The organism is Bifidobacterium sp. LH_424 (genome assembly GCF_056356895.1).
Map to the genome: position 1 here is coordinate 1 of NZ_JBKEVC010000005.1, position 23,376 is coordinate 23,376.

Annotated in this window: 16 protein-coding genes; 7 read left to right on the forward strand and 9 right to left on the reverse strand. The window is 65.2% G+C overall.

Features of this window, described 5'->3' with window-relative positions:
- Nucleotides 1–291: 291 nt before the first annotated feature.
- The 3 genes from AC1AYP_RS05640 to AC1AYP_RS05650 form a co-directional block, all read right to left on the reverse strand.
- Nucleotides 292–936 (reverse strand): anthranilate synthase component II, encoded by a 645-nt coding sequence (locus AC1AYP_RS05640; RefSeq protein WP_476502244.1) that lies wholly within the window; start codon nucleotides 934–936, stop codon nucleotides 292–294.
- 190 nt (nucleotides 937–1,126) lie between these two features.
- A complete protein-coding gene (locus tag AC1AYP_RS05645) occupies nucleotides 1,127–2,314 on the reverse strand; it encodes a class E sortase (RefSeq protein ID WP_476547087.1) in 1,188 nt (395 codons plus the stop codon).
- A 4-nt stretch (nucleotides 2,315–2,318) separates the two neighbouring features.
- A complete protein-coding gene (locus AC1AYP_RS05650) occupies nucleotides 2,319–3,167 on the reverse strand; it encodes a DUF881 domain-containing protein (protein WP_476502242.1) in 849 nt (282 codons plus the stop codon).
- A 162-nt stretch (nucleotides 3,168–3,329) separates the two neighbouring features.
- Between AC1AYP_RS05650 and crgA the strand changes: the two genes are divergently transcribed.
- The gene (gene crgA, locus AC1AYP_RS05655) at nucleotides 3,330–3,797 is read left to right on the forward strand and encodes a cell division protein CrgA (protein ID WP_476502241.1); all 468 of its coding nucleotides are present in this window, start codon (nucleotides 3,330–3,332) and stop codon (nucleotides 3,795–3,797) included.
- Between the two features lie 752 nt (nucleotides 3,798–4,549).
- Here crgA and AC1AYP_RS05660 read toward each other — a convergent pair.
- A complete protein-coding gene (locus tag AC1AYP_RS05660) occupies nucleotides 4,550–5,257 on the reverse strand; it encodes a rhomboid family intramembrane serine protease (RefSeq protein ID WP_476502240.1) in 708 nt (235 codons plus the stop codon).
- Between the two features lie 132 nt (nucleotides 5,258–5,389).
- Between AC1AYP_RS05660 and AC1AYP_RS05665 the strand changes: the two genes are divergently transcribed.
- A complete protein-coding gene (locus AC1AYP_RS05665; RefSeq protein WP_476502239.1) occupies nucleotides 5,390–5,629 on the forward strand; it encodes a hypothetical protein in 240 nt (79 codons plus the stop codon).
- Nucleotides 5,630–5,891: 262 nt separating this feature from the next.
- Here AC1AYP_RS05665 and AC1AYP_RS05670 read toward each other — a convergent pair whose 3' ends face one another.
- Nucleotides 5,892–8,336, reverse strand: coding sequence for a glycogen/starch/alpha-glucan phosphorylase (locus AC1AYP_RS05670; RefSeq protein WP_476502238.1), 2,445 nt, complete (start codon nucleotides 8,334–8,336; stop codon nucleotides 5,892–5,894).
- 307 nt (nucleotides 8,337–8,643) lie between these two features.
- Between AC1AYP_RS05670 and AC1AYP_RS05675 the strand changes: the two genes are divergently transcribed.
- On the forward strand, nucleotides 8,644–9,114 hold the full coding sequence (locus AC1AYP_RS05675) for a sterol carrier family protein (RefSeq protein ID WP_476502237.1): 471 nt from the start codon (nucleotides 8,644–8,646) through the stop codon (nucleotides 9,112–9,114).
- A 15-nt stretch (nucleotides 9,115–9,129) separates the two neighbouring features.
- Here AC1AYP_RS05675 and AC1AYP_RS05680 read toward each other — a convergent pair whose 3' ends face one another.
- Nucleotides 9,130–9,537, reverse strand: a complete 408-nt coding sequence (locus tag AC1AYP_RS05680) for a DUF3073 domain-containing protein (RefSeq protein WP_476502236.1) — start codon at nucleotides 9,535–9,537, stop codon at nucleotides 9,130–9,132.
- Nucleotides 9,538–9,722: 185 nt separating this feature from the next.
- Between AC1AYP_RS05680 and trpS the strand changes: the two genes are divergently transcribed.
- The gene (trpS, locus tag AC1AYP_RS05685; protein WP_476502235.1) at nucleotides 9,723–10,835 is read left to right on the forward strand and encodes a tryptophan--tRNA ligase; all 1,113 of its coding nucleotides are present in this window, start codon (nucleotides 9,723–9,725) and stop codon (nucleotides 10,833–10,835) included.
- A 441-nt stretch (nucleotides 10,836–11,276) separates the two neighbouring features.
- Here trpS and AC1AYP_RS05690 read toward each other — a convergent pair whose 3' ends face one another.
- Nucleotides 11,277–12,293, reverse strand: a complete 1,017-nt coding sequence (locus AC1AYP_RS05690) for a hypothetical protein (protein WP_476502234.1) — start codon at nucleotides 12,291–12,293, stop codon at nucleotides 11,277–11,279.
- A gap of 241 nt (nucleotides 12,294–12,534) precedes the next feature.
- Here AC1AYP_RS05690 and AC1AYP_RS05695 point away from each other — a divergent pair, with 241 nt between their 5' ends.
- Complete coding sequence (locus AC1AYP_RS05695) at nucleotides 12,535–14,040, forward strand: amidohydrolase (RefSeq protein WP_476502233.1); 1,506 nt, start codon at nucleotides 12,535–12,537, stop codon at nucleotides 14,038–14,040.
- Nucleotides 14,041–14,287: 247 nt separating this feature from the next.
- Here the strand turns inward: AC1AYP_RS05695 and AC1AYP_RS05700 are convergent, their stop codons facing one another.
- Entirely contained in the window at nucleotides 14,288–15,964 is a 1,677-nt protein-coding gene (locus tag AC1AYP_RS05700; RefSeq protein ID WP_476502232.1) for a sodium/proline symporter, read from the reverse strand.
- Nucleotides 15,965–16,176: 212 nt separating this feature from the next.
- Nucleotides 16,177–17,985 (reverse strand): threonine/serine exporter family protein, encoded by a 1,809-nt coding sequence (locus AC1AYP_RS05705; RefSeq protein WP_476547164.1) that lies wholly within the window; start codon nucleotides 17,983–17,985, stop codon nucleotides 16,177–16,179.
- Between the two features lie 423 nt (nucleotides 17,986–18,408).
- On the opposite strand from AC1AYP_RS05705, the gene AC1AYP_RS05710 reads away from it, so the two are divergent.
- Both AC1AYP_RS05710 and AC1AYP_RS05715 read left to right on the forward strand, forming a co-directional pair.
- Nucleotides 18,409–21,165, forward strand: coding sequence for a phosphoenolpyruvate carboxylase (locus tag AC1AYP_RS05710; protein ID WP_476547089.1), 2,757 nt, complete (start codon nucleotides 18,409–18,411; stop codon nucleotides 21,163–21,165).
- A gap of 891 nt (nucleotides 21,166–22,056) precedes the next feature.
- Complete coding sequence (locus AC1AYP_RS05715) at nucleotides 22,057–23,373, forward strand: OFA family MFS transporter (RefSeq protein ID WP_476547091.1); 1,317 nt, start codon at nucleotides 22,057–22,059, stop codon at nucleotides 23,371–23,373.
- The last annotated feature ends 3 nt before the right edge of the window (nucleotides 23,374–23,376 follow it).

Consider the following 23,376-nt stretch of genomic DNA (forward strand, 5'->3'; position numbering starts at 1 on the left):
GACACCAACGACGAGCCGCATGAAACCATCGTCATAACGACGCCTGCGATTCCCGGACATGAGAAACCGCACCTCCAATCATCGAATCCGAATTACTTCAGTCCAACAATCAGGGTGCGGTTCAGACGAGGGGGCTCCCGGCGAAGCCGGGTGGGGGAGAGACAGCAGCCGCAGGCCGCAGGAAATGGAATCGGCTTCAGCCGATGCAGTATTTCCCGCGGCCTGCGGCCGCTCCTCTACTCTCCCCCAGTCAGCCTTCGGCTGACAGCCCCCTCGTCAGAGGGGGCCTATTTACTTCACTACTTTGGGTTGGAGGCCTTGGGCGTTGGCTACGGCGGTGGTCTGGCCGCAGACGGCGAGCCAGTTGGCGAGCAGACGGTAGCCGTCCTGCGTCATCACCGATTCGGGGTGGAACTGCACGGCGAACATCGGCTTGCCCTTCACGCGGATGCCCTGCACGATGTGGTCGCCCTGCGTCCACGCGGTCACTTCGAGCGTATCCGGCACGGAATCGGGCTCGACGGCGAGCGAATGGTAGCGGGTCGCGGTCATCGGATTCGCGACGCCGGCGAAGATCTCGTCATCGACATGCTCGACGAGGCTCGTCTTGCCGTGCATGATCGTCGGCGCATGGTCGACGGTGGCGCCGTACACCTCGGCGAGCGCCTGCAGACCGAGGCACACGCCGAACATCGGCTTGCCCTGCTTGGCGCACAGTCGAATCATGTCCTCGCTGGCGCCGGAATCGGCGGGGGCGCCGGGGCCGGGGCTGATGAGCACGCCGTCGTAGCCGTCGGTCACGTGCTCGTCGGACGGGTCGATGGCGTCGTTGCGCACCACGTCCACGGTCGCGCCGAGCGTCTTCAGATAGCCGACGATCGTGTAGACGAACGAATCATAGTTATCAATCACCAGAATATGCGCGGAATCGGTCACGATGGCTCCTTTACGGCATCCTCACGGGCGTCCTGTCGCAAGACTCCCGTCGCGGGAAATAGGGACGTACTGACCGCCAGTCTACCGCCGCGCGCGCGACGTGGCCGCGGGCTTCCCGCGCCACGGACGCGACGCGCGCATCGTGCGCGGCCGGCGCGTGGCGACGCCACAGCCGCGCACGAGCGCGACGTCACGACGACACCGCGAAATTGCTCATCTGCTGGAGGAACGGGATGTTGGTGGCCGCCCACGGGAACGTCCACTCGAACAGGGACGCCGCGGCGGCGACGCACAGCAGGCCGAGCAGGACAAGACGGACCGGCAGCACGCCCGGCTGAAGCCGCAGCAGGCCGCCGTAGATGCTCGCGTCGGGGCGCGGGCGGAGGCCGGCGCGGATCGCGGCGCGCGCCGGCCAACGCCACGCGACCGCGGCGGCGATGAACAGGATGAGCCACGCGACGAGCGCGACGATCACGACCGGCTTCATCGAGCCCATGCGCGCGGGCAGCGACATCGCGGTGGTGCTGTTGCTCGCGAACTTCACCTTGCCGGACGAGTCGGTGGTGGCGAGCTCCTGCGGGATGCCGTCGGACACCTTCGCCCAGTACTTGAGTTCGCCCCAGACGATCCAACGATGCGTCGGCGTCGAGTATTTCGGCTCGCAGGTGGTGAGCGTGATCATGCGCTTCGTGGCCTGCTGGCCACTGTTGAACGGGTCGGGGGCGATCACGTAGACGTCTTCGGGCAGCACGATCTTGTACTTCGTGAACGTGTAGACGTACCAGTAGTCCTTCGTGCGCACGACGATTGGATCGCCCTCCTTGAGCTTGTCGACGTCGCCGAGCGGTTCGCCGTAGCCGTTGCGGTGGCCGGCGATCGCGAAGTTGCCGACCTGGCCGGGCAGCTGCGTGTCCTCGTAGTGGCCGAGACCGTGGCGGGCCAGCTGGGCGGCGTCCGTGCCCTCGACCACGTTGCGCTGCCAGCCGGCACCGAAGCGCGGCACGTACAGCTGCGCGATCAGGTCGCCGTAGCTCGCCGACTCAGGCTGCACGGGGGCGTCGCCCTGCTGCGCCTGCGCGATCTTCGTGTCGTTTCCGCTTGCGGACGGGTCGGACCAGGAGACCTTCTGACGGGTCTCGACCTGCGTGCGTTCCGCCTCGACGCCGGTCCACCACATCTGCCACACGATGTAGAGCGCGCAGATCGCGGCGAGCGTGATGAGGATCTCGGCGAGGATGCCGACCGCCTGCCAGACGGGGCCGTTGCGGCGGGAGGGGGGTGTCGCGGTTGCGGGATTCGCCGCGGCGCCGGGGGGCATCGGTACCGGTGGCATGCCTGCGTTGCGTGAGGCGCGTCCGTGCTGTGCGCTGTGCTTCATCTGGTCATTCCCCTTCCGTCGCGGATTGGCCGGCCGTGGAGCCGGCCGCCGACTGCGTATCGTTCGTGGTATCGGTGGTATCGGTGGCGTCCGTGGTATCGGTGCCGCTGCCCTTGGTGACGGCCGCGTACTTGAGCGGCTGCAGCAGGGACGGCGTCTCGTCGAACGTGAGGCTCTTCTTGCGCTCCACCTTCCAACCGAGGCCGAACGCGCTCACGTACTGCTTGTAGATGGCGATCGCCGGCGACTCGTCAAGTGCCTCGATGAGCTGGTCCGGATCGCCGATCGCCGAGATCGTGAACGGCGGCGAATACTTCTTGCCGTGCAGCGAGACCACGTTGCCGGAGCAGATGACCGCCGAATTGAACAGCATGCGCTGGTCCATGAACTGCATCGAATCGGCTCCGCCCGCCCACAGGGCGTTGATGACCGCCTCGAGATCCTGCTGATGGATCACGTACTTGTCGATGTCGCTGCTGGAACCGGACGAATCGACCGCCTGCTCCCACATCGGCGAATCGTTGAGCGTGACGGTGATGCCGGGGCCCTCCACCTTCGGCAACGTCGTGCCGGTGCCGGAATCCTCGCTGGTGGACGGGGTGTCGCTGTTCTTCGCGGTGAGCTCGGTGAGCGTGCTCACGTCGGAGCTGAGCTTCTTCACGTCGGCGGACAGGCCGTCGACCTCCTTGACGCGCTGTTCGACGAGCTGCGCCGTATCCGAATTGACGACGGTCGTGCGGTTCGCGCGCAGATTCGTCGCGAACAGGTAGCCGGTGAGCGCCACGACGACCATGATGGTGACGCTGCCCCACAGGGAACGTTTCGCGATATGCTTGCCGCCATGTCTGGCCATACGCGCGCCTTTCGTCTGTGTTCCGGCTGTTCCCGGTCATTCCGGCTGTTCCGGCTGTTCCGGCCATGGCTCCACCCGGATTTCACCAGATTGCGAACGTCATGGCGGGCATTGTTCGCCGCTTTCGAGTGTAGCCACTATTATGACTCCTAGCCTATTGAAATGGAGACTACGCTGATGGCTGACGAAGAGCTCAACGAGAACGACGCGAAGGACCAGAAGGACTGGCAGTCCGAGACCGCAACGACTGCGGACACGAAGGCGGACACGAAGGCCAAGTCCGATTCCTCCGATGATTCCACCGACAACGGGTTCACCGTGGACATGGATCAGGTCGAGGCCGTCCTGAACGCCACCGCCGACAAGTCGGCCATGACGCCGCAGATGAAGCGCATGATGGCCCGCCAGGAGGAGAACACGAAGCGCGTCGAGGAGACGATCAAGGGCACCAAGTCGAACCCGCGCTGGTTCGTGCCGCTGTTCTGCATCCTCATGGTGATCGGCCTCGTGTGGGTCGTCTGCTACTACCTGACCAGCAACTACCCGATCCCGAACATCGGCGCCTGGAACCTGCTCATCGGCTTCGTGATCATCATGATCGGCTTCCTCATGACCATGTGGTGGCGCTGAGCGCAGAGCGACGCGCGCCCAGCGTGCTCGTGCCCGAAGGGGGTGTGGCCATTGGCCACACCCCCTTCGTCATATCTCCGCGCCCCCTCAGGGGAAGCTGCACATGCCCCGATACGCCGTCCCCCTGCGCCCCCTTCAGGGGGAGCTGTCCGGCTTCGCCGGACTGAGGGGGTTCGGGGCCGAGGGACTGGGGACTGAGGTACTCGCCTCCCTCTGACGAGGGAGGTGTCAGCCGCAGGCTGACGGAGGGAGAGACCCCGCGCCGCGGTGGACGACTGTGGATAACGGATGTGGAAAGTTGTCCACAGTTATCCACAGGACCTCAGATATTGGAAATACTGGGATTGCGGACGATGTTCACGGAGTTATCCACAGGTTATCCACAGTTGTGCACAACTTATCCACTGGTTATCCACCGAAATCCACAGGTTATCCACCGTGCAGCGTCCACACGCATCCACAACGGCGTAATCCACGGTGGAAAGCAACGTTGTGGATAACTTCGGACGCACGTTGTCCACAGCGCACAATCGTTGCAAAATCAACGATTACGCGACTTATCCACGGGATATATCCACTGTTGTCCACCAGTTATCAACTGGTTATCCCCAAGTTATCCACACTCTTTTCCACATTTGTGGAAAACTACATATGTGTGATTACCCACCGAATCACCCACATATAGGGAATACGGGAATCACCGATAGACAATCACCGCTCACCACATCACCGCACTCACCACATCACCGCACTCACCACATCGGCGCGCACAGCAGCATGACCGCGACCAGAAGCACGACCATCGCACCGCCGTAGAGCCACATGCGCTGGGTGAAGGAGCGACGCCGCAGCGCCGGAATACCGGCGACGAGCAGCCAGGTGAGCACGCCGCCGACCACGAACCCGCCGACGTGCGCCTGCCATGCGATGCCGCCGACCACGAACGGCAGCAGGAAGTTGACCGCCATCCAGATCATCATCGAACGGATGTCCTCACCGACGCGACGGTATACGACCAACACGGCCGCGAACAAACCGAACAACGCACCGGACGCGCCATAGGCGGCGGTCATCCAGTCGCCGGTCACGCGCGACCAGACGAGCATGCCGACGGCGCCGCCGAACCCGGAGATCAGATAGAGCGCGAGGAAGCGCCAATGGCCCATCAGCCGTTCGAGCATCGGGCCGACGGACCAGAGCGCGATCATGTTGAACAGGATGTGCATGAGGTTCGGCGCATGCAGGAACATCGACGTGAGAATCGTCCACGGCTTGGCGAGCATCGTCAGCGGCATCACCATGCCCGCGCCGACGAACGTCTGGAACGCGGCAGGCGCGACGAGACGCAACAGCATCTCGACCGCCCACACGGCCACGCACAGGCCGATGATCGACCACGTGACGACGGGCCCGCCGTTCCTCCACTCGTACTGGATCTGCCGTTTCGTCGGGAAGCTCATACGCATGCTGCCATCGTAGCGGGCGGGGAGAATCCCGGTGTCGTTCCACCCAATCCACACATAAGCACGCCTATGATGGGTTGCAGGGTTGGCTTGGACGGACAGGCCGACGAGAATGGGAAAGGAGCCGTCATGGAGAACAAGTCTTCGAACGGTTGGAAGTTCTTTGCGCTGCTGTTCGGTGCGTTGCTCGCAGGTCTGGTCGGCCTGTACATCTACAAGCAGCAGAACCCGGATTACGATCCGTGGGAGGAACCGTGGGAGAACAGCTCCTCTCCGGTCGATCTGGGCCTGAACAAGGGCAAGGACAAGGACGAGGAGGCCGATGAGGCTCCCGCCGAGGACGCTCCGGAAGCCGCTGCCGAGGCCTGAGTTCTTTTTCTTCGAGCGGGCGCGTGCGGCCGTGACGCGCGCCTGTGAACCACGTGAGCAACATGAAAGCCCCGCAACCTGACGAAGGTTGCGGGGCTTTCATGTTCATTGGCTTGAGCCGGCCAGCTGGCCCCTTCGGATGAGGGGGCTGTCCGCGCAAGCGGACTGGGGGCGACGACGGAACCACGTTGCGTTCGGCGCTGTCTACCCCTCAGTCCGCCTGCGGCGGCCAGCTCCCCTGCAAGGGGAGCCAAGGAAAAGGTCAGGCGAGGGGGCCGGTCTTCCAGATGCGCTCCAAGTAATCCTCGATGGAGCGGTCCGAGCTGAAGAAGCCGGAGTTCGCGACGTTGAGGATGGCCTTGCGGTTCCAGTCGAGCTGGTGGGTGTACAGCTCCTCGATCTGGGCCTGGATGTTGGCGTAGGAGGAGAAGTCCGCGAGCGTCATGAACCAGTCCTTGGTCAGCCAGTCGGAGACGAGCGGCGCGTAGGCGTTGCGGTCGCCCTCGGAGAAGGTGCCGCCGGCGACGAGGTCGATGGCCTGCTTGAGTCGCGGATCGGCCTCGTAGTACTTGGCCGGATCGTAACCGGACGCGTAGAGGGACTCGACCTCCTCGACGTTCATGCCGAAGAGGAAGAAGTTCTCGGCGCCGACGCGTTCGCGGATCTCGACGTTCGCGCCGTCGAGGGTGCCGACGGTGAGCGCGCCGTTGAGGGCGAACTTCATGTTGCCGGTGCCGGAGGCCTCCTTGCCGGCCTGGGAGATCTGCTCGTCGAGCTCGGTGGCCGGGATGAGGTTCTGGGCCATCTCGATGTTGTAGTTCGGGAGCATGTGGACGGCCAGCTTGCCCTTGACGTCCGGATCGTTGTTGACGACGCGGGAGACGTTGTTGATGAGCTGGATCGTCATCTTGGCCAGGTAGTAGCCCGGGGCGGCCTTGGCGCCGAAGAACACGGTGCGCGGCAGCACGTCGTCGGCGTTGATGGTGCCGTTCTTGATGCCCGCGTAGCGGGAGATGACGGCGAGGATCTTCAGGCTCTGACGCTTGTACTCGTGCAGGCGCTTGACCATCGTGTTGAACATGGTGTTCTCGTCGATGTCGATGCCGTAGTGGTCCTTGGCGAAGCCGACGAAGGAGTGCTTGTTGGCCTGCTTGACGGCGGCGAACTTCTTGACGAACTCGTCGTCCTGGGCGAGCGGGGCGAGGCCCTGCAGCAGCTCGAGGTCGGACAGCCACTTGTCGGTGCCGAGGCCCTCGGTGATGAGGTCGGACAGCGCCGGGTTGGCGAGCTTGATGAAGCGGCGCGGGGTGACGCCGTTGGTCACGTTGGTGAACTTGTCCGGGTAGGCGTCGGAGAAGTTCTTCAGCGTGACGTCCTTGAGCAGCTGGGAGTGCAGCTCGGCCACGCCGTTGACGTGGGAGCCGCCGTAGGTGGCGAGGTAGGCCATGCGCACGGCGTCGCCGGTGTAGATCGCCATGTCGTTGATGGTGTTCTCGGCCACGCCCTTGTCCTTGAGCTCGGCCTTGAACTGGTCGCTGATCTTCTCGATGATCTCGAGGTGGCGCGGCAGCAGCTCGCCGATCAGGCTGGACGGCCAGACCTCGAGGGCCTCCGGCAGCAGCGTGTGGCAGGTGTAGTTGAAGGTCTTCTGCGTGATGGACCACGCGGTGTCCCAGTCGTAGTCGTACTCATCGATGAGGATGCGCATGAGCTCGGGGATGCCGATCACCGGGTGGGTGTCGTTGAGCTGGAACGTGATCTTGTTCGGGAAGGTGGTCAGGTCCGGCTTGGCCTCGCCCGGGTAGAAGACGCGGATCGCGTCGTGCAGGGAGGCGGACACGAAGAAGTACTGCTGCTCGAGGCGCAGCTCCTTGCCGACCTTGGTGGAATCCTCCGGGTAGAGGATCTTGGAGATGTTCTCGGCCTTGACCTTCGGCTCGACGGCCTCCATGTACTCGGAGCGGTTGAAGGCGAGCAGGTCGAACTCGTCGTAGCTGCGGGCGGTCCACAGGCGCAGCGTGTTCACGCGCTGGGACTTGTAGCCGGGCACCAGGTAGTCGACCGGCACGGCGCGCACGGACCAGGCCGGCTTCCACACCTTCTTGCCGTTCTCCTCGACGACCTCGCCGCCGAAGGAGACCTTCTGGTCGCGGTTGTAGTCGATGTGACCCCACGGCTCCTCGTTGGAGAGCCAGTAGTCCGGGGTCTCCACCTGCTTGCCGTTCTCGTCGAACTGCTGCTTGAAGATGCCGTAACGGTACTGGATGCCGTAGCCGAAGGCCGGCACGCCCAGGGAGGCGAGGGAGTCGATGAAGCAGGCGGCGAGACGGCCGAGGCCGCCGTTGCCGAGGCCCGGCTCGTATTCGGCGTCGACGATGTCCTTCGGCTGGAAGCCGAGGGCCTCGACGGCCTCGTCGAACTGGCCGGTCAGGCCGGCGTTGAGCAGCGCGTTCTCCAGCTGCTTGCCCATGAGGAACTCGGCGGACAGGTAGCCGACGGCCTTGGTGTTGCCGTTGACGGTGTCGGCCTGCGTGGTGAACCAGGCGTCCTGCAGATGGTTGCGGACGGCCTTGGCGGCGGCCACGTACACGTCGGCGGCGGTGGCCTGCTCGACGGTGACGCCCTGCGCGTACTTCAGTTGTTCACGAATCTCGTCGGCGAACTGCTCGGCCGTGACAGGAGATTTCGGAGCGGTAATCTCGGTCATAGTATTCTCGTTTTCCTTCCGGGGAGGGACTTCCCTGACCATCATAAGGCGCGCCGCGTGGCTCACCCCCAACACATACATGAACAGTGCGTTACATTCGCACGGCATCGTGCATACGTTTTCATCGGTCAACAATCGTCACTCTACTACGTAGCCCCAACGAGACCGGCGACGCGCGTGTTCGTCGCGACACGTCGTCACGCGCGAGGACGCAGCCCGCGCAATCGTCGCGTCGCATCATCCGCCATCGCCGCTCCCCGCCGCGGCCGCACGGGCGGCGCGGCAGGGGTCGCGGCACAATGGCGGTATGGCAGTGATTCTGGAGAAGGATATGGCGCGCGGACGACGCGCGTTCGACGAGTGGCGCGACGCGGCGACCGCGATGATGCGGGAGGCAGGCGTCGCCGCCGACAATGCGGATGCGCGCGCGGCGGGGGACGCCGCCGCGACGCGCGACGCGAGGCTGGCGATCGCGCCGCGACTGGCGCGGCCCACGATGGCGATGGCCGTGCGCTACTCGCTGTTCCTGCTGGAACGCAAGGCCCCCGGGCCGGGCGTGGAGGTGCGTGTGGCGCCGTGGGGCGCGGTGAAGATCCTCGCCGGGCCGGAATCCGATCCGCATAATCTCACGCCGCCGGACGTAGTCGAACTCGACCCGGACGTGTGGCTGCGCGTCGCGACCGGCGTGACCACGTGGGCGGAGGAAAAGGACGCCGGCCGCATTAGCGCGGTCGGCGAACGGGATGATCTGGGATGGCTGCTGCCGCTGGAGGCGTGAGCTCGGACCCTGCGCTCAGGCCTTCTTGGGCTTGAGCGCGCTGGGGACGGGCATCGGGATCGGCTTGTGCGGAGCCATCGGCTTCGGCGCGGCCGGCTTGGCCGACGTCTTCGGGAATTCACCGCTGGTCGCCTTCGCGGCAGCCTCGGCGGCCCACTTGGCGTACTCGTCGAGGTCGTCCTCGGCGGGGGCGGCGGACTTGCCGGCGGCGTCATCCGCGTCGTGGGCGGAATCACCCGAAGCGACGTCCGCATAGTGGTCATCGTAATGATCGTCGAGATCGGCGAACGGGTCGACCGAACCGGTGCCCGGCTCCTGGCCGCTCAACTCCTTGGCAAGCTCGTCGTAATCGGTGTCGGTTGTCAGATACTTGAGCTTACGGGCAATTTTCTGCTGCTTGGCTTTCTGACGTCCGCGGCCCATGTGACCCCCTGAAAATAATGCTTGCTATCGATTCATCAACTAAGAAGAGTACCACTTGTTTTCCGATGCGGGCTTGTCGGCTCGCGCTTTTACGATAAAAGCGATATTTTGCACGGTTTTGACACAACCCGCGACGGCGACACGCGCCCGATCGGGCTGCCTCCATCAATCAAAGGACGATGAGCATGACGGACGAAACGCAGGCGCAGACCACCGAACCGCAGGTCACGGCGGCCGGCAACGAGATGAGCGCGAGCTTCCTGGCGGCGAAGAAGCGCTCCGACGCGACGCTCGCCAAGCTCGAGGCCGACCCGGGCAAGTTCACGATGCTCACCGGCGACCGCCCGACCGGCCGCCTGCACCTCGGCCACTACTTCGGCTCCATCCGCGAGCGCGTGGCCATGCAGAACAAGGGTGTGCACTCGAACATCATCATCGCCGACTACCAGGTAATCACCGACCGCGACACCACCGAGCACATTCAGGACAACGTCCTCAACCTCGTGCTCGACTACATGGCCGCCGGCATCGACCCGAAGAAGACGATGATCTACGCGCACTCCGCCGTGCCGGCCGAGAACCAGCTGCTGCTGCCGTTCCTCTCCCTCGTCACCGAGGCCGAGCTGCACCGCAACCCGACCGTCAAGTCGGAGATGGAGGCCTCCGGCCACGCGCTGACCGGCCTGCTGCTCACCTACCCGGTACACCAGGCGTGCGACATCCTCTTCTGCAAGGCGAACGTCGTGCCGATCGGCAAGGACAACCTGCCGCACATCGAGATCACGCGCACGATCGCCCGCCGCTTCAACGAGCGCTACGCGAAGAAGCATCCGGTGTTCCCGGAGCCGGCCGCGATCCTGTCCGACGCCCCGGAGATCCCGGGCCTCGACGGCCGCAAGATGAGCAAGTCCTACGGCAACTCGATCATGCTGGGCGCCACCGCGGCCGAGACCGCGAAGCTCATCAAGAAGAGCAAGACCGACGCCGAGCGCACCATCACCTTCGACCCGGTCAACCGCCCGGAGGTCTCCGCGCTGCTCACCACCGCGGGCCTCGTCACCGGCCGCGACCCGAAGGACATCGCCGCCGAGATCGGCTCCGCCGGCGCCGGCGCGCTCAAGGCATACGTCACCGAGTCCGTGAACGAATTCCTCGCCCCGCACCGCGAGCGCCGCGAAGAGCTCGCCAAGGACATGGACTACATCCGCGACGTGCTGCACGACGGCAACAAGCGCGCCAACGAAATCGCCAACGCCACCCTCGACGAGGTGCGCGAGGCAATGGGCATGAAATACTGAGCCGCGGATCGCAGACGCGAACGAGCACAGCAAACGGTATGGGACCCCGCTCCGCGCGGGGTCCCATACTATTCCGAGCCGAGAATGGACGACGACCGGGGCAGGACCACAGTGAGCCGGTGCATGACGAGCGCGCGACGGATGCGTGACGATTGCAGGACGGAAAACGGCCGCCTAGGCGCCTAACCCAGCTACGAGGGGTACATTACGTGGCGACCGGGAGGCTATCTCCGTTTCGAGGGGTATCGCCTTCGCTCGCACCCTTCTATATCGGAGGTTTTTGGGCGTATTCGACGTGGATTGGCACCGGTGCGGCACCCCTCGCAACGAAGATAGGTGTCCGGACGGCCACTGGAGTACCCCTTCGAATGGAGATACGCCGTTACGCCACCGGCAGCACAGGAACGACGGCCGTACGGACTCCGACCGTACGGGTTACGGCTACGCGATGGCATCCAACTCGTCGGCCCCGCCGCCATACGCGACATCGTCGGGCTCGATGGGCATCAGCGGGCGGAATCCCAGACGTTCGTACAGCGGCTTCCGACGCATCGATCTGGCATCGCAGATCTGCATGATGGTTTTGCGCCTCGTCAGACGGATGGTCTTGCCGGTGACCTCCCGCATATGCCTCGCGACCCTTTCGGCAAGCCGCTCCTCATCATCCGCATCCCCGATGTCCAATTTGGTCACCTGCACGTACCTCCATCCGGCGTCCTCGATCAGCTGTCGCCTCGTCATATCGTTGAGCCACTGCCCCGCATGATGTGCTCCCTCATATTCGATGCAGATCTTGAACTCGGGGTAGGCGAGATCGAGATATATCGGACGCCCCTTGATGGATACGGGGTAATTCACCTGAGGAACATCCAGACCATACCGCGGCATCACCAGTCTCGTCCGCGTCTCCATCGAGGAGTCCGTGCCGCTTCTCGCCAACCGCAGCGCACGCCTGCAGTTCGCGTATCCCCGGAACAGACGTCCGCTGCCGCCTTCCTCCGCCATGGCCTGCGCGTATGACCGGGCACCATCCAGATAGGCGATCAGCTCCTCCATCGTCGTCCGGCGGAGACGACGGTCGCGGCGCATCATCGAATCGGCGAGCACGATCAGCTCCTCCAGATCCAGGTAAGCGGCGAACATCGCCCACGTGCAGGCCGGTGATACGCATGGGAAACGCCGGTCGACGAGCACCGTGTCCAACGGGAACCGCCAGACCACCGCGGCGACGCCGTCGACCCGGTATTTCCGATTCGCATGGGGCACGGCGACCATGATGCGCCGTTTGAGTCTTGCGCAGCCAGCCGGCAGCCGCGGCATCTCGATCGATTCGAGCTCCAAGGCGGTCGTCAGCGCGTAGGGCGGCCGCCAGCCGCTGCGCCGCTGCAGCTCGGCGCAATCTCTCATTCTTCGGTACTTCAGTTCGGCCAATGCCGTCAACGCCATCGATTCACTCATCACCGTCACCTTCCCGTTCAACGGATTCCTGACGGCTCCCAGCACGCCGTCGTGCCCGCGGAGCCTCCAGTCTATGCGGCAGCCCCGGTTCCCGATCATTGCCCCGTCCGACCGGTTGACGATCGTGGAGAACCCGGTGGATGACGGGAAGCGATCCGCCCTTGCGATGGTTCATCTCATTGCGTGCCCATGGGTCGGATAGTGGGTGTGCGCGCTCACAATCCGGTGGCATGATGGCGTCATGAGCACATCGCTGAACATCCTCAACGCACGCGTCCCCGGCGGCGACGAGCGCGTGGACCTCGTCGTCCGCGACGGGAAGATCACGGCCGCCGGCCACGCCGTCGCACGGCCGGACACCGACGCGACCATCGACGCATCCGACCTGTGGGTCATCCCGGGACTCGTCGACTGCCACACGCATTTCACGCAATGGTCGAAGACGCTCGGCCGCCTCGACCTCATCGACGCGAAGTCCGCCGCCGAGGCGATGGCGATGCTGCGCGCGCATCTCGACGCTCGCCGCGCGGCCGGCACGCTCGACCCGGACGCGTTCGTGGTGGGCATGCGGTTCCGCCACTCGCTGTGGGCCGACGACGAACAGCCCACGCTCGCCGCGATCGACGCGGCTGCCGGCGAACAGCCGGTGGCGCTGTCGAGCGCGGACATGCACTGCGGATGGGTGAATTCGGCGGCCGCGCGCCGTCTCGGCGTGCACGCGGACGCGAAGACCGGACTCGTCGGCGAGCTCGAATGGTTCGACGCGTACACGAAGTTCGACAAGGCGCCGGGCGCGGCCGAGGAGACCGATCGGCTGCTGCGCGAGGCGGAGAAGGATGCCGCAGGCAAGGGCGTGACCGGAATCCGCGACTACGAGATGGCGGAGAACATCGACACGTGGACCGCGCGCTTCGCCGCCGGCATCGACGGCCTGCGCGTGAAGGCGGGTGTTTATCCGGAGCGTCTGGAGGCCGCGATCCGCGCCGGCTGGCGCACCGGCAAGCCGCTGCCCGGCAGCCGCGGGCTCGGCGAGGTCGGCGCGATGAAGCTCATCTCCGACGGTTCACTCAACACGCGTTCCGCCTACTGTTCCACGCCGTATTCGGGCATCACGCCGGTCACGTACGGCACGCTCAGCTACACGCCGAGCCAGATCGCGCGCTACATGCGACTCGCCACCGAGAACGGCTTCCGCATCGCCTGCCACGCGATCGGCGACGAGGCGAACGCGATCGTGCTCGACGCGGCGGAGCTCACGCACGCACGCGGGTCGATCGAACACGCGCAGATGCTGCGCCGCGAGGACATCCCGCGTCTGGCCGCGCTCGGCCTCGAAGCGAGCGTCCAGCCGCAGCATGCGATGGACGACCGCGACGTGATCGGCCGGTTCTGGGCGAATCCGGCCGGCGTCCCGTACGCGTTCCGCTCGCTGCACGCGGCGGGAACGCGGCTGCGTCTGGGCTCCGATGCGCCGGTAGCGCCGCTCGACCCGTGGATGGCGATTTCGGCGGCCGTGTTCGCGACGGAGAGTTCCGCGCGCGAACCGTTCCAGCCGGAGCAGCGTCTGCCGCTGCGCGTCGCGCTCGCGGCGTCCACTGAGGTCGGTCGCGGGTACCTGCGTTCCGGCGATGATGCGGATTTCGTGCTGTTGGACGCCGATCCGTACGCGATGGAGACGCCGGAAGCGATGCGCGCGATGCGAACCCACGTCGCGATGACGTTCCTCGCCGGACGACGGACGTATTGAGGGAGTTCAGCCTTGCCTCCCTCTGACGAGGGAAGTAGGCACCTGATTTCTTGGCCCCCTCTGACGAGGGGGCTGTCGAACGCAGTGAGACTGGGGGAGAGATAGCCGGAACGTAACGTCGACGATATCTCTCCCCCACCCGGCTACGCCGGGAGCCCCCTCGTCAGAGGGGGCCGAAAGGGCCGAGGCTACTTGCCGGCGACGCAACGACTCGCCTGCGGCGAGGCGATTTCCTGCCGTCGCTCGGCTATCGCCTCTCTCCGGCCGAGTCGGTGGACAGCACACCGTGCTGTCCACTCACCTCTTCGGCCATGGCCTCCATCGGCTCGTCGACGAGGACGGAGCCGGAGGGGAGAGTGCCGGGGAGCGGGTCGTCCATGTAGTGGTCGAACTCATAGAGCATCCGGTCGTTCGGCTTCTCGGCGACGAGCGAGAACACGACGATGCACAGCAGCGAGACGAGGAACGCGGGCAGCAGCTCGTAGATCGCGAACACGCCGCCCAACGGCTTGATGAGATTATGCCAGATGAACACGGTGGCGGTGCCGGAGACCATGCCGGCGACGGCGCCCACCTTGTTCGCGCGGCGCCAGTACAGCGCGCACAGCATGAGCGGGCCGAACGAGGCGCCGAGGCCGGCCCACGCGTAGGAGACGACCTGGAAAATCGAGGAGTTCTGGTCGTAGGCGACGAGGCAGCCGAACAGGAACATGAGGACCAACGTGATGCGCGCGACGATCATCACCTGGCGGTCGGTGGCCTTCTTGTGGAACAGGCCGCGGAAGATGTTCTCACCCATAGCGGAGGCGCCGATGATCATGTACGAAGAGCTGGAGCTCATCGACGCGGCGAAGATGCCGGAGACGACCACGCCGCACACGAAGCTCGGCAGCAGCGTCTGCGCAAGCACGATGAAGATGGTTTCCGCATCGGTGCCGGTGAGCAGGTGCGTCGGCATCATCGCACGGCCGACGAGGCCGATGCACACGGCGCTGGCGAGCGACAGCACGCACCAGGAGGTGGCGATGATACGCGACTTGCGCACCTCCTCGGCGTCACGGATCGACAGGAAGCGCACGAGCACCTGCGGCATGCCGAAGTAGCCGAGACCCCACGCGAGCATCGAGACGATCGTGATGATGCCGTAATCGGTCGGAGCGCCGAACACGGCCTTGCCGGCTTCGACGATCTGCTTACCGGTCTCGGGGTCGAGCGTCGGGGAGGCGACCTGCGTGCCGGAAAGGAAGCCGGGGATCGCGCGCAGGAACGCGACGGTCTCGCCGATGCCGCCAGCGGAGGCGACCGTGCCGACGAACACGACGGCGAGCGCGAAGAACATGAGCAGGCCCTGGATAAAGTCGGTCATCACGACGGACAGGTAGCCGCCGACGATCGTGTACACGAACACGACGAGCGCGCCGAGCACCATCATCAGGTGGTAGTCGAAGCCGAACAGGGCGCTGAACAGTTTGCCGACGGTCACGAAGCAGCTGCCCACGTACACGCAGAAGAAGACGAGGATGATGATCGCGGAGATCGTCGAGATGACGCCCTTCGTGTCGTGGAAGCGCTTGGCGAAGAAGTCGGGGATGGTGATCGCGTCGCCGGCGACGACCGAGTAGCGGCGCAGTCGGCGGGCGACGATCTTCCAGTTGAGGTAGGTGCCGATGGCGAGGCCGAGCGCGGTCCACAGCGGGTCGGCGGCGCCGGTGAAGTAGGCGAGGCCGGGCAGGCCCATGAGCAGCCAGCCGGACATGTCGGAGGCTTCGGCGGAGAGTGCCGTGAGCCACGGCCCGACGCCGCGGCCGCCCGCGAAGTACTCCTTGGAGGAGGAGTTGGACCGCTTGGAGTAGATGAATCCGATGGACAGCATGGCCGCGAAGTAGATGACCATGGCCAGCAGAATCCAGAAATCGTTCGCCACGCTAACCGCCTTATCCGAAATATCCACGACTTCGCACGCCGCGCAGACGCGTGACGCCTGCGCGCGATGGCCGTGGGGTTTCTCTCTCTGGGAATTCCTAGTGCTTTCGCCGACCTTCCCCGAAAGTGCGGACAATCCCACGAATACGTCTCGCATGCTGAGCGAAAACCATAGAAAAGGCCCCCTCTGACGAGGGGGCTGAGCAAAGGAAATCAGATGTCGTAGCGCCAGGACTTGTCGGTGATGACGCGGGCCATCGCGAGGCCGATCGGCAGACAGATGATCACCATGAACGCCTTGAACGCCCAGTCGAGCGCGGTCAATGTGTCGAACGAGCCGAGGTGGAACATGGCCTGGTACATGTACAGGCCGGGCACCATGATCACGATCGACGGCACGGTCAGGCAGATGCGCGGGTAGCCGAAGTGCGGCGCGAGCCAGCCCTTGCGCACGGACGAGCGCCATGCGGTGGCAAGCAGGCCGGCGACGAGGGCGCCGATGAACGCGCCCGCCTCGGCCGGCACGCCCATGTCGACGATCTCGAGGCGCAGCGTATCGGTGATGGCGCCGATGATCGCGGCGACGAAGCACATGCGCTGCGGCGAGTTGAACATCACGGAGAAGCCCCAGACCCCGAGGAACGCGAACACGAATCGCAGCGCGCCGTTCACCCACACGTTGAGGCCGAGCGGCTCGAATCCGGTCGGGTTGAGGTGCACGATCGAGGCGACCATCCAGCCGGCGAGCGTGGCCATCAGCACGATGCACAGGAAGTACGTGAGGCGTTGGATGCCGGATGGGAAGTCGATCTTCGCCATGTCGAGGCCGCTGGTGATGAGCGGGAATCCGGGGATGACGAACAGCATCGCGCCGATGTACGCGGTGTCGTGCTGCAGGGCGATCGGATCGAACAGGCCGATGAGGCGCAGCGTGCCGGTGCAGACGAGCGCGGCGAGCGCGACGCAGACGAACGTGACGAAGAACTGGTTGAGGTGGTGCTTGAACAGGCGGCGGCGCAGCCAGTGGCCGAGTCCGGCGCCGAAGAACGCGCCGACCATGTCGTAGGGGCCGCCGCCGAGCAGGAACACGAAGGACGCGCAGGCGATCGCGGAGGCGAGTCCGGCGAAGGCGGGCGAGTAGAGCGGCTTGCGGTGCTCGATCATGTCGAGACGGTGGTGCGCCTGCCGCACGGTGATGCCGCGGCCGCCGTTGCCGTTCGCCGCGGATGCGCCGCCGATGTGGTCGAAGTGTTCGGCGTATTCCTTCGGCGGCTTGCGGTCGGACAGTTTCGGCTTGCGGCGTTGTTGCGGCTCCTGCGCTCCCCCGCGATCCGCCGCGCCGTCCTGTTCCGCCTTCCGCTCCGCTTTCCGTTCCGCTTCACGGGCCTGTTCGTCGGCGGCGCGCGCGGCGAGCGACTGGGTCATCGCGGACTGAGACCAGTCGTCCTCGTGCACGTGCAGCTGGTGGGCGCGCGGGTCGCCGGGATCGCTGTGGCGGTTGGCCTCCTCCAGCGCGTCGAGCACGGCGTCCTGACCGGGGCGGGAAACGGTACGTTCCTCACGCTCCTCGCGCCTCTCCTCCTTCTCCTCCTTGCGCAACTGCTTGGAGAGGTCGGCGGAGACCTGCGAGGCGTCCTTCGCGTCGAGATGCTGCATGAGGCCCTGCGAGACCTCGGGCTGCACGTGGTACATGCTCTCCTCGCCGAGGTTCACGCTGAACCAGTCGGCGAAATGCTCGAGCAGCCAGATGCGTTCGGTGTTCACGCCGGTGCTTGGCAGGTCGATGACCTCGGTGATGCGGTCCTTGCCGTCCGTGCACGCGGCCTCGATGTCGGTGAGGTTGACGTCGGCGCGCACGTGCACGCCGAGCGGGTACGCGATGCGATGCATCATCTCGCGCACGCGGAACGATCCGGTGCCGGCCGACAGGTCGAGCAGGCCGACGCGCACGATCACGCTGGCCTTCGCGGCGATGCCCGCCTCGGCGATGGGCTTGTCCCAATCGCGTTCGATGTCCTCCATATCCAACGGGATGGAGTGGGTGTGGAAATGCTGGACGGCGATCGCGCCGTGCTCATGGCTGTTTCTGATGTCGGCATGCCCCCGGACCGGCGGCTCGCCGTCCTGATGCTGGCTCTGTTCTTGGCTCTCACTCACGGTGTCCATTACTACCGCGCAGTCTCCCCGCAATCATCGGAGACCATCTTTTTGCCCACATACCGGACATTTCGGCGTCACGATTCGACAAACGCACGAAATCCACCCACAATTTCGCGCGAAAAATGGGATTCGTAACGTAAACGGCGATTACCCGTGGCTACAATGGCGACCACAACCAAACGCTGCGCAGGGCTGTGGGCTCGCAACGGCCGATCTCAACAACCATGGAGGAGCCATGGACGATCGGCAGACCGAGCAACCCTCAACGCGGCAGAAGGAGGTCTGATGACAGATAACGATCAGCAGATCACGCCCGCCGACGCGACGATAGTCTCGACCGGCACCGGAACCAAGGGTCCCGAAGAGCGTCAGCTGCCTGAATCACTCGCCAGCGATATGGATCTGTGTCTGCGCATTCTGCGCGACGTGCTCGGCGAGTTCGATCCCGAACTGCTCGCCACGTTCGACGAAGTGCGCCAGTACGCGGTCGAGGCCAGCGCCGAACACTTCGAAGGCGTCATGGTCGATCCCGACCCGGATCACGACGGACTGAAGAAGGCCGTGGACGTCATCGACAAGATGAAGCTCCACGACGCCCAGCTGCTGGCCCGCGCGTTCGCCACCTACTTCCACCTCGCGAACCTGTGCGAGGAGGACTACCGCGTCTCCGTGCTGCACGCGCGTGAGGCCAAGGTGACCGAGGACAGCGCCGTGGACCCGATCAACGAGCTTACCGTCGCCTACCACCAGCTCATCAACGAGATGGGCCCGGCGAAGGCGAAGGAACTGCTCGACCGACTCGAGTTCCACCCGGTGTTCACCGCGCACCCGACCGAGGCCCGCCGCAAGGCCGTCGAAGGCAAAATCCGCCGCATCTCCGAACTGCTCACCGCGCACAAGACGCTCGGCGGCTCGGACAAGAAGGAGAACAGCCGCCGCCTCTACAACGAGATCGACGCGCTGTTCCGTACCTCGCCGATCGCGCTGAAGAAGCCGACCCCGGTCGAGGAGGCGGACACGATCCTCGACATCTTCGACAACACGCTGTTCCACACGATTCCGCAGGTCTACCGTCGTTTCGACGACTGGGTGCTGGGCGACAAGGCCGGACTCGTCGAGCCCGTCTGCCCCGCGTTCTTCCACCCGGGCAGCTGGATCGGCTCCGACCGCGACGGCAACCCGAACGTCACCGCCAAGGTGAGCCGTCAGGTGGCCCGCAAGTTCTCCGACCACGTGCTCGCCGCCCTTGAGGAGGCCACCCGCACCGTGGGCCGCAACCTCACGATGGAAGCGGAGACCACGCCGCCGAGCTCCGAGCTCAAGGTGCTGTGGAGCCACCAGAAGGAGATGAGCGAGAGGCTCACCGACAAGGCCGCGCTGATCTCCACCAAGGAGCTGCACCGCGCCGTCATGCTGGTGATCGCCGACCGCCTGCACTACACGATCGAGCGCGACGCCGACCTCATGTACCACACGTGCGAGGACTACATCGCCGATCTGAAGACGGTCCAGAAGTCGCTGGCCGACGCGGGCGCCAAGCGCTCCGCCTACGGCCCGCTGCAGGACCTCATCTGGCAGGCCGAGACCTTCGGCTTCCACATGGTCGAGATGGAGTTCCGTCAGCACTCCGTCGTGCATTCGCGCGCTCTCGCGGACATCCGCGAGCACGGCCTGCACGGCGAGCGCGGCGATCTGCAGCCGATGACCCAGGAGGTGCTCGACACCTTCCGCGCCCTCGGTTCCATCCAGAAGCGCAACGGCACGAAGGCCGCCCGCCGCTACATCATCTCGTTCACGAAGAGCGCCCAGAACATCAAGGACGTCTACGAGCTGAACCGTCTCGCCTTCGCGCATCCGGAGGACGTGCCGACCATCGACGTGATCCCGCTGTTCGAGCAGCTCGAGGATCTCCAGAACTCGGTGGACGTGCTCGAGGACATGATCAAGATCCCCGAAGTGCAGGCTCGTCTCAAGGCCACCGGCAACAAACTCGAGGTCATGCTCGGCTACTCCGACTCCTCGAAGGACGCCGGCCCGACCTCCGCGACGCTGGCCCTGCACTCCGCGCAGGAGCGCATCGCCAAGTGGGCGAAGTCGCACGACATCGACCTGACCCTGTTCCATGGCCGCGGCGGCGCCGTCGGTCGTGGCGGCGGCCCCGCCAACCGTGCGGTGCTCGCCCAGCCGGTCGGTTCCGTCAAGTGCCGCTTCAAGCTCACCGAACAGGGCGAGGTCATCTTCGCCCGCTACGGCAACCCGGTGCTGGCCATCCGCCACGTCGAGTCCGTCGCGGCGGCGACCCTGCTCCAGTCCGCGCCGAGCGTCGAGAAGCGCAACACGGACATGACCGTCAAGTACGCGGAGATGGCGCACGAGCTCGACGAGGCGGCGCACAACCGCTTCCTCGACCTGCTGCACACGCCCGATTTCGCGCAGTGGTTCTCCACCGTGACGCCGCTGACCGAGATCGGCCTGCTGCCGATCGGCTCCCGCCCGGCCAAGCGTGGCCTCGGCGCGAAGTCGCTCGACGACCTGCGCACGATTCCGTGGATCTTCTCCTGGGCCCAGGCCCGCATCAACCTGGCCGCTTGGTACGGCCTCGGCACCGCGTGCGAGAAGTTCGGCGATCTGGAGACGATGCGCCAGGCCTACGAGGAGTGGCCGCTGTTCTCCACGTTCATCGACAACATCGAGATGTCGCTCGCCAAGACCGACGAGCGCATCGCGAAGATGTACCTGGCGCTGGACGACCGCACCGATCTGCCGGAGAAGGTCATGCACGAGATGGAGCTCACCCGCAAGTGGGTGCTCGCCATCGTCGGCGACAAGTGGCCGCTCCAGCACCGTCACGTGCTCGGCCAGGCCATCCGAATCCGTTCCCCCTACGTGGACGCGCTGTCCGTCACCCAGGTGCTCGCGCTGCGTTCGCTGCGTAAGAAGGTGGACAAGGAAGAGCTCTCGAAGAGCCAGCAGGCCGAGTTCATCTATCTCATCCTCTGCACCGTGTCCGGCGTCGCCGCCGGCCTGCAGAACACGGGCTGACGTTTGCGGTCGGTTGTTGCAGCTCGCGCTGCAACAACCGGTTTGGAAGCCCAGTGGGCTTCCAAACCCGCAAACGTAGGCGGTGATTTGCGCTTGTGCGCTTCGCGCGCGCAAATCACCGCCAATACAGCAAGGGACCGCGACTCAGCGGTCCCTTTCCTTTTCCCATCACCGCGGCGAAGCCGCGAATCAACACAGTCTCGCCGAAGGCGAGTCCACACAACCGCCCCGCCGGCGGGGGCTCCCGGCGAAGCCGGGTGGGGGTGGTCCAGACGGGTGATCCGGACGGGCAATCCGGGCGGGGCCTGCACACCGGCGACGCGAACCACCCCCAGTCAGCCTTCGGCTGCCAGCCCCCGCCAGCGGGGGCGCTCCCCGGGCGCGTTGTCAGGTGCCTCCACTTCAATGCCAGCCCCAGCCGGCGGGGGCGTTTCCGGCACCGCGCCCTCACCATCCACGCCCGCACCGCCAGCCCCGCCGGCGGGGGCGTTTTCCGAGTCCGCATCACGACACGGCCACCCTTGCGAAAGCGTGTGAACTTTCTCACGCCGAATACCACCACCCTTCCGCGAGCCACGGTATGAATCCTCGTTATAGTGCTTTTTGTCGGCGTCGACAGGGGGCAAGAACGCCGGCGAAACATACATCGTGGATGTTCGATTGAACATCGGGGATTCGATGTGTATGATGCGCACGTTTGCATGCCATGTGAGTCATGGCTATGCGAGTGGACCGCGCATCATCGCACGATCATCGTGCACGCGGCTGTTCCGCACGACCGTTCCGCACGGCCGTTCCACGTGACCGTTCCGCGCGGAACGGCTCGGCGATCATCCACCCTCTGCACATGCCGGCAGGCCATCGTATCCGATTACGAAAGGAACCTCGCACATGGCGAAGATCACCGCGAACCGTTGGACCAGCGCGATCGCACCTGCACTGCTCATCCACATCCCGATCGGCACCGTCTACTGCTGGAGCGTGTTCAAGCAGCTCATCGCCGACCAGATGCACGTCGCACCCGCTTCCGTTGAATGGGCGTTCTCGCTCGCCATCTTCTTCCTCGGCATGTCCGCCGCGTTCGCCGGGCCGATGGTGGAGAAGGACATCCGCAAGTCGGCGCTCGTCTCGATGATCTGCTTCGTGGCCGGATTCGCGGGCACGGGCGCGAGCATCGCGCTGGGCTTCCTGCCGGGCGTGTTCATCTGCTATGGCGCGATCATGGGCGTGGGACTCGGCGTCGGCTATCTGACGCCGGTCAAGAACCTGATGCTCTGGTTCGCGGACAACAAGGGTCTCGCCACGGGCATCGCGGTCGCCGGGTTCGGTCTTGCCAAGGCGATCGGCAGCCCGCTCATGGAGGTTCTGATTGGCACGGTCGGCCTCGTGAACATGTTCTATGTGCTGGCTGTGGTCTATGCGGTGATGATGTTCGCCGGATTCCTGCTCATCCGCCGTCCGGCCGGTTGGACGTACGATCCGGCCACCTCGCATGTGAGCCGCCGTTCGATTCTCGGCAAGCCCGTGTTCTGGGGCATCTGGATCGCGTTCTACCTCAACATCACCTGCGGTCTGGCGCTCATCAGCCAGGAGAAGGACATCCTGCACGACGTGCTGGCCGCGCTGCCCCGTTACTCCTCGCTGAGTCCGAGCGCGTTCGCCGCGGCCTCCGCGGGCATCATCGGACTGGTGCTGGCCGTCGACTCCGTGTTCAATACGGCAGGCCGCGTGGGCTTCTCCACGCTTTCCGACCACCTGAAGCGCCGCGAGAGCGTGTATCAGGTGCTCTTCGTCATGTCGATTGCCGTCTGCCTGCTGCAGATCGCGATTAACAGCATCGATGACGCCCTGCTGTGGGCGGTGCTCGCCATGCTGTTCCTCGTCAACGCGGGCTACGGCGGCGGATTCTCCACGCTGCCGGTGCTGCTCGACCAGCACTTCGGCACGAAGACCGTCTCCACCACGCATGGGCTCACCCTCAGCGCATGGGCGTTCGCCGGCTTGTCCGGCAACCAGCTGGCCTCGTTCGTGGTGACGCACGCCCCCAATCAGGCGCACCGCTACGCCGCGCTGATTCCGGTGCTCACCGCGCTGTACGCGGTGGCGCTGGCAAGCGTCACCCTGGTCAAGGCCTCCGGCAAGCGCGTTCCGGCCCGCGCCACAGCCCCGTCCCCGACGCCCACCCCCGCCATCGGCAAGGCCGCCTGAGAC